This is a genomic window from Oryzihumus sp., from assembly GCF_054325275.1.
Genome location: NZ_JBTCWL010000115.1, coordinates 1 through 6,578 on the forward strand (window position 1 = coordinate 1; position 6,578 = coordinate 6,578).

General features: G+C 70.7%; 6 protein-coding genes. All 6 read left to right on the top strand.

Annotation, left to right across the window (positions count from 1 at the left end):
* The first annotated feature begins 320 nt into the window (after positions 1-320).
* From ACXVGS_RS18495 to tyrS, 6 genes are read left to right on the top strand one after another with little or no spacing between them, the layout of a single operon-like run.
* Positions 321-605, top strand: a complete 285-nt coding sequence (locus ACXVGS_RS18495; RefSeq protein WP_141788663.1) for a hypothetical protein — start codon at positions 321-323, stop codon at positions 603-605.
* A 3-nt stretch (positions 606-608) separates the two neighbouring features.
* Positions 609-1,424 carry a hypothetical protein gene (locus tag ACXVGS_RS18500; protein WP_141788662.1) on the top strand — a complete coding sequence of 272 codons (816 nt, stop codon included), beginning with the start codon at positions 609-611 and terminating at the stop codon, positions 1,422-1,424.
* A gap of 46 nt (positions 1,425-1,470) precedes the next feature.
* A complete protein-coding gene (locus ACXVGS_RS18505) occupies positions 1,471-3,390 on the top strand; it encodes a fumarate reductase/succinate dehydrogenase flavoprotein subunit (protein ID WP_458533145.1) in 1,920 nt (639 codons plus the stop codon).
* The gene (locus ACXVGS_RS18510) at positions 3,387-4,139 is read left to right on the top strand and encodes a succinate dehydrogenase/fumarate reductase iron-sulfur subunit (RefSeq protein ID WP_458537336.1); all 753 of its coding nucleotides are present in this window, start codon (positions 3,387-3,389) and stop codon (positions 4,137-4,139) included. Before ACXVGS_RS18505 ends, ACXVGS_RS18510 begins: the two co-directional genes overlap by 4 nt.
* Positions 4,103-4,774: a DNA-3-methyladenine glycosylase gene (locus ACXVGS_RS18515; RefSeq protein ID WP_458530101.1), complete on the top strand. Its 672-nt coding sequence runs from the start codon at positions 4,103-4,105 to the stop codon at positions 4,772-4,774. The genes ACXVGS_RS18510 and ACXVGS_RS18515 overlap by 37 nt, the downstream gene beginning before the upstream one ends.
* Before the next feature lie 60 nt (positions 4,775-4,834).
* Positions 4,835-6,097 (top strand): tyrosine--tRNA ligase, encoded by a 1,263-nt coding sequence (gene tyrS, locus ACXVGS_RS18520; RefSeq protein ID WP_458530102.1) that lies wholly within the window; start codon positions 4,835-4,837, stop codon positions 6,095-6,097.
* The last annotated feature ends 481 nt before the right edge of the window (positions 6,098-6,578 follow it).

The following is a 6,578-nucleotide window of genomic DNA, read 5'->3' on the forward strand; positions in this document are numbered from 1 at the left end:
CGGCGAACGTCATCGCCCCGCGGGTTCTATGCCGGTTGGTGGCGTTCGTCCGCGACGTAGCCGACCACCTCGTCCACCGGACGCCTGATGACCGTCCTCCCTCGACCCTGGCCATGCCCACCCCTCCCGTTTCACCGGCCCGCCCCGTGGGCGTGGCGTGGGCGGACGGCCGCCGAGGGTGCCCAAGGTCCTGTCTCCGGCCCCCGGGCGGCGCCCGGACACACCCTTTACCCGGAGTTGCTTTACCTGCGCCTGACGGCGCGACAGACTGCGGTCCTGTGACCCGCGACACAGCGGGCCCTCTTCAGGGAGAGGTGCGCATGACGGTCCACGACGATCTGGCAGCGGCGGGCAACCGCGCGGCGGCACTGAGGGAGTCGGTGGTGGTCCTCGCCGGCCGGCTCGGCGACACGATCGACGTGCGCCGGCTCAAGGACGACGTGGGACGGGTCATCGCCGACCTCAACCTCATCGCCCAGGCCAGCCACGAGCGGCTCCCGCAGGGCCAGCCCGGGGAGATCATCTACATCCCCGACGAGGAGTACGACCCCTCGCTGTGGGCCGAGGCCGACGACGAGGCCGCCGGCCCCCGTCCGGGGCGCTGAGGCATGGCGGGGGCAGACCTGCGCCCCGGCGTGGGCGCACCGGGCCGGGCCCGGATCGACCAGCGCACGCTGCGGGTCGACCGCTGGTGGGTGCAGCCGACCCTGACCGTCGTCGGGCTCGTCGCCTGGCTGGCCTACGCCACGGTGCGCGCCGCGTCCCAGGTCAACTACTGGGTGGCCGACTACCACTACCTCACGCCGTTCGCCTCGCCGTGCCTGTCGACCTCCTGCGCGCCGGGTTCGAGCCACTTCGGCACGCCGTTCGGCGACTTCCCGCCGCTGGTGCCCTACGCGATCCTCACGCTGCCGTTCCTGCTGCTGTTCCGGCTCACCTGCTACTACTACCGCAAGGCCTACTACCGCTCGTTCTGGCTCTCACCGCCGGCGTGCGCCGTCGCCGAGCCCCACGGGCGCTACACCGGCGAGACGCGCTTCCCGCTGCTGGGCCAGAACCTGCACCGCTACTTCTTCTACGCCGCCGTGCTCATCTCGCTAATCAACACGTATGACGCGCTGGTCGCCTTCCACGGCAAGGACGGCGGGTTCGGGTTCGGCCTGGGCAACGTCATCCTGCTGGCCAACGTGGTGCTGCTGTGGGCCTACACGCTGTCCTGCCACAGCTGCCGCAGCATCATCGGCGGCCGCCTCAACCACTTCAGCAGGCACCCGGTGCGCTACCGGCTGTGGGGCCAGGTGTCGCGGCTCAACCGCCACCACATGGGGCTGGCCTGGACGACGCTGGCCTCGCTGGTGGTGACCGACGCCTACATCGCGCTGGTCGCCTCGGGCTCGCTGTCGGACCTGCGCTTCATCAACTGACGCCGGCCACCGCGCCGACGCACGCTCACAACCAGAGGGGCTGCACGTGACGGACCTGGAACGCCACAGCTACGACGTCGTGGTGATCGGTGCCGGTGGCGCCGGGCTCCGCGCGGCCATCGAGGCGCGCGAGCACGGCCTGCGCACGGCGATCATCTGCAAGTCGTTGTTCGGCAAGGCCCACACCGTCATGGCCGAGGGCGGCATCGCCGCGTCGATGGGCAACGTCAACAGCAACGACAGCTGGCAGGTGCACTTCCGCGACACCCTGCGCGGCGGCAAGTTCCTCAACAACCCCCGCATGGCCGAGCTGCACGCCAGGGAGGCGCCGCAGCGGGTGTGGGAGCTGGAGACCTACGGCGCGCTGTTCGACCGCACCGCCGACGGCCGGATCAGCCAGCGCAACTTCGGTGGCCACGAGTACCCCCGCCTGGCCCACGTCGGCGACCGGACCGGCCTGGAGCTCATCCGCACCCTGCAGCAGAAGATCGTCTCGCTGCAGCAGGAGGACGAGCGTGAGAGCGGCGATGCCGAGGCGCGGCTGAAGGTGTTCGCGGAGCTGACGGTCACCGACCTGCTGCTCGACGGCGAGGCGGTCTCCGGTGCGTTCGGCTACTGGCGCGAGTCCGGCCGCTTCGTGCTCTTCGAGACGCCGACGGTGATCCTGGCGACCGGGGGCATCGGCAAGTCGTTCAAGGTGACCAGCAACTCGTGGGAGTACACCGGCGACGGCCACGCCCTGGCCCTGCGTGCGGGCGCCACCCTGATCAACATGGAGTTCGTCCAGTTCCACCCCACGGGCATGGTCTGGCCGCCCTCGGTCAAGGGCATCCTCGTCACCGAGTCGGTGCGCGGTGACGGCGGCGTGCTGCGCAACTCCGAGGGCAAGCGGTTCATGTTCGACTACGTGCCCGACGTCTTCCGCGGCCAGTACGCCGACACCGAGGAGGAGGCGGACCGGTGGTACAAGGACCCCGACAACAACCTGCGCCCGCCGGAGCTGCTGCCGCGTGACGAGGTGGCGCGGGCGATCAACAACGAGGTCAAGGAGGGCCGTGGCACGCCGCACGGCGGGGTCTTCCTCGACGTGTCGACCCGCCTGCCCGCCGAGGAGATCATCCGGCGGCTGCCCTCGATGCACCACCAGTTCAAGGAGCTGGCCGACGTCGACATCACGGCCGAGCCGATGGAGGTCGGCCCGACCTGCCACTACGTCATGGGCGGCGTGGAGGTCGACGCCGACACTGCCGCCACGCGCGTCCCCGGCCTGTTCGCGGCCGGTGAGGTGGCCGGCGGCATGCACGGCTCGAACCGCCTCGGCGGCAACTCCCTGTCCGACCTGCTCGTCTTCGGCCGGCGCGCGGGAGCAGGCGCCGCGGCATACCTGGAGTCGTTGGGCGACAAGCGTCCTGCGGTCTCCGAGGGTGACCTCGACGCCGCCGCGACGGTGGCGCTGGCGCCGTTCGGCAACGACGGCGGGGAGAACCCCTACACGCTGCACCAGGAGCTGCAGCAGTCGATGAACGACCTGGTCGGCATCATCCGGCGCGAGGGTGAGATGCGCGAGGCGCTCGAGCGGCTGGCCGAGCTGCGCCGCCGTGCCTCGCTCGTCGGGGTCGAGGGCCACCGGCAGTTCAACCCTGGCTGGCACCTCGCGCTCGACCTGCGCAACATGCTCGCGGTCAGCGAGTGCGTCGCCCGCGCGGCGCTGGAGCGCACCGAGAGCCGCGGCGGCCACACCCGCGAGGACCACCCGTCGATGGACCCGGCCTGGCGCGGGGTCAACCTCGTCTGCAGCCAGCGTGTCGACGGCGGGATCGACCTCGCGCACCAGCCGGTGCCGGCGATCCGGCGCGACCTGCTGGAGCTGTTCGACCGCAAGGAGCTGGCCAAGTACCTCACCGAGGAGGAGCTGGCGGTGCTCGACGCCCCGGCGCCCTCTCCCGAGCAGGGGAGCGAGTCATGAGCTACGACGGGCGTTTTCGCGTCTGGCGGGGTGACGCCGACGGCGGTGACCTGGCCGACTTCACCGTCGAGGTCAACGAGGGCGAGGTGGTCCTCGACATCATCCACCGGCTCCAGGCGACGCAGGCGCCCGACCTCGCCGTCCGCTGGAACTGCAAGGCGGGCAAGTGCGGCTCGTGCAGCGCGGAGATCAACGGCCGGCCCCGGCTGATGTGCATGACCCGCATGAGCACCTTCGAGGAGGGCGAGACCGTCACGGTGACGCCGCTGCGCGCGTTCCCGGTGGTGCGCGACCTGGTCACCGACGTCTCCTTCAACTACGAGAAGGCCCGCGCCGTGCCGGCGTTCGCGCCGCCGGCCGACCTCGCGCCCGGCGACGACCGGATGCAGCAGGTCGACGTCGAGCGCTCGCAGGAGTTCCGCAAGTGCATCGAGTGCTTCCTGTGCCAGGACGTCTGCCACGTGATCCGCGACCACGAGGACAACAAGGCCGCGTATGCCGGCCCGCGCTTCCTCATGCGCATCGCCGAGCTCGACATGCACCCGCTCGACCAGGCCGACCGGCGCGAGGCGGCCCAGCACGAGCACGGCCTCGGCCTGTGCAACATCACCAAGTGCTGCACGGAGGTCTGCCCGGAGCACATCAAGATCACCGACAACGCGCTGATCCCCCTCAAGGAGCGGGTGGTCGACCACTCGTACGATCCGTTGGTGTGGCTCGGTTCGAAGATCCGGCGCCGGCGCGACTGACCGCGGCGGCGGGGGAGCGGCTGCCCCGGGGGTTCTTCGACCGCCCGGTGCTCGACGTGGCCCCCGACCTGCTGGGCTGCACCGTCACCCATGCCGGCGTCACCGTGCGGCTCACCGAGGTCGAGGCGTATGCGGGGGAGCAGGACCCCGGCTCGCACGCCTTCCGGGGGCCCACCCCGCGCACGCAGGTGATGTTCGGCCACCCCGGTGGCCTGTACGTCTACTTCACCTACGGCATGCACTGGTGCGCCAACCTCGTCTGCGGCCCCGAGGGTCACGCCAGCGCGGTGCTGCTGCGGGCCGGCGAGGTCGTCGCCGGTGAGGACGTGGCCGCCGACCGGCGCGCCGGGATCGCCCGCCGGGACTGGGCCCGCGGCCCGGCGCGGCTGGCCACGACGCTGGCGCTGTCCGGCGACCAGGACGGCCTCGACGTGTGTGCCCCCGACTCGCCGGTGGTCGTCGGACCGCGGGTCGGTGCGGTGGAGGTTCACCGCGTGCGGACCGGTCCGCGGGTCGGCGTCAGCGGGGCCGGTGGCGACGGCACGGCATACCCCTGGCGGTTCTGGGTGGAGGGGGAGGCGAGCGTCTCGGCGTACCGTCCGGGCAAACCGCGTCGCCGGCCCGACGCGTCGTAGGGCAGGCTGTGACCTGACCGGCGTCCGGCCGGGTCGGACCACAGAAGGGAACGAAGCACCGTGAGCGACATCCTCGACGAGCTGCAGTGGCGAGGGTTGGTGGCGCAGACCACCGACGAGAACTCGCTGCGCGAAGCACTCGCCGACGGGCCGATCACGTTCTATTGCGGCTTCGACCCGACCGCGCCGAGCCTGCACATGGGCAACCTGGTGCAGCTGATCGTCATGCGGCACCTGCAGCGGGCCGGCCACAAGCCGCTGTGCCTCGTGGGCGGATCGACCGGTCTGGTCGGTGACCCGAAGCCGACCGCCGAGCGCCAGCTCAACCCGCGCGAGACGGTGGCCGAGTGGGTCGAGCGGATCAAGGTGCAGGTGCACCCGTTCCTGGACTTCGACGGCGACAACCCGGCGGTCATGGTCAACAACCTCGACTGGACCGCGCCGATGTCGGCGATCGACTTCCTGCGGGACATCGGCAAGCACTTCCGGGTCAACGCGATGATCAAGAAGGACGCGGTGTCGGCCCGGCTGAACAGCCAGGACGGCATCAGCTACACCGAGTTCAGCTACCAGATCCTGCAGGGCATGGACTTCCTGCACCTGTACCGCGACCACGGGTGCACGCTGCAGACGGGCGGCATCGACCAGTGGGGCAACCTCACCGCGGGGGTCGACCTGATCCACCGGGCCGAGCACGCCTCGGTGCACCTGCTGACGACACCGCTGGTCACCAAGGCCGACGGCACGAAGTTCGGCAAGACCGAGGGCGGCACGGTGTGGCTGGACCCGGAGATGACCTCGCCGTACGCCTTCTACCAGTTCTGGATCAACGCCGACGACGCCTCGGTGATCAGCTACCTGAAGGTCTTCACCGACCGGACCAGGGAGGAGATCGACGAGCTGGAGAAGGCGGTGGCGGAGCGGCCCTTCGCGCGCGAGGCGCAGAAGGCGCTGGCGGCCGACGTGACCACGCTCGTGCACGGGGCCGAGGCGACGGCCGCCGTGAGGGCGGCCAGCGAGGCGCTCTTCGGCAAGGGTGACCTCACGGCCCTGGACGCCCGGACCCTGGCCGATGCGACGGCCGAGCTGCCCGGTGGCACGGTCGCCGTCGGTGACTCGGTGGTCGACGCCCTGGTGGCGACCGGTCTGGTCGACGGTCGCAAGGCCGCGCGTCGGGTGATCGGTGAGGGAGGCGCCTCGGTCAACAACGTCAAGGTGACCGATGAGGACGCGGTGCTGGGGGAGGGCGACTTCCTGCACGGCCAGGTCGCGCTGCTGCGCCGGGGCCGCAAGTCCCTGGCCGCGGCCCGGCTCTCGAGCTGACAGCTCGGCTGCCGGTGCTGCCGGCTCGATGACGCTGCACGCTGACGCCCTCTCCGGCACCCTCCGGAGGGGGCGTCGGTGCGCTGACCAGCGGATTTGTTGATCCGGCAAGGAGGACCGTAAAGTTCTCGACGTCAGCCCGACAGGGAGGAACGGACACCACCGCAGCGGAGCGCAAGCGCCGCGCGAAGTAGGCCGGTCCCGGGGATTGACACTCCACCGCAAGGCTCCGGTTCGCCGGGGCTGCCCGGAGCCCGCAGCGGGGTTCGGGATCGGCTCGAGAGCCTGATACAGTGGAGAAGTTGGCCCGGACGCCGCAGGGCGCGGAGGCCGACACCAAACGAACGGTAGCCCCGGATCCAGGCTTGAGTGTCTGGTGATGGTGCGCGTCCGGTCCTTGAGAACTCAACAGCGTGCCAAAAATCGATGCCAATTACCTCGTCCCGGCGTCCTTGTGGATGTCGGACGAATTTCCTTTGGT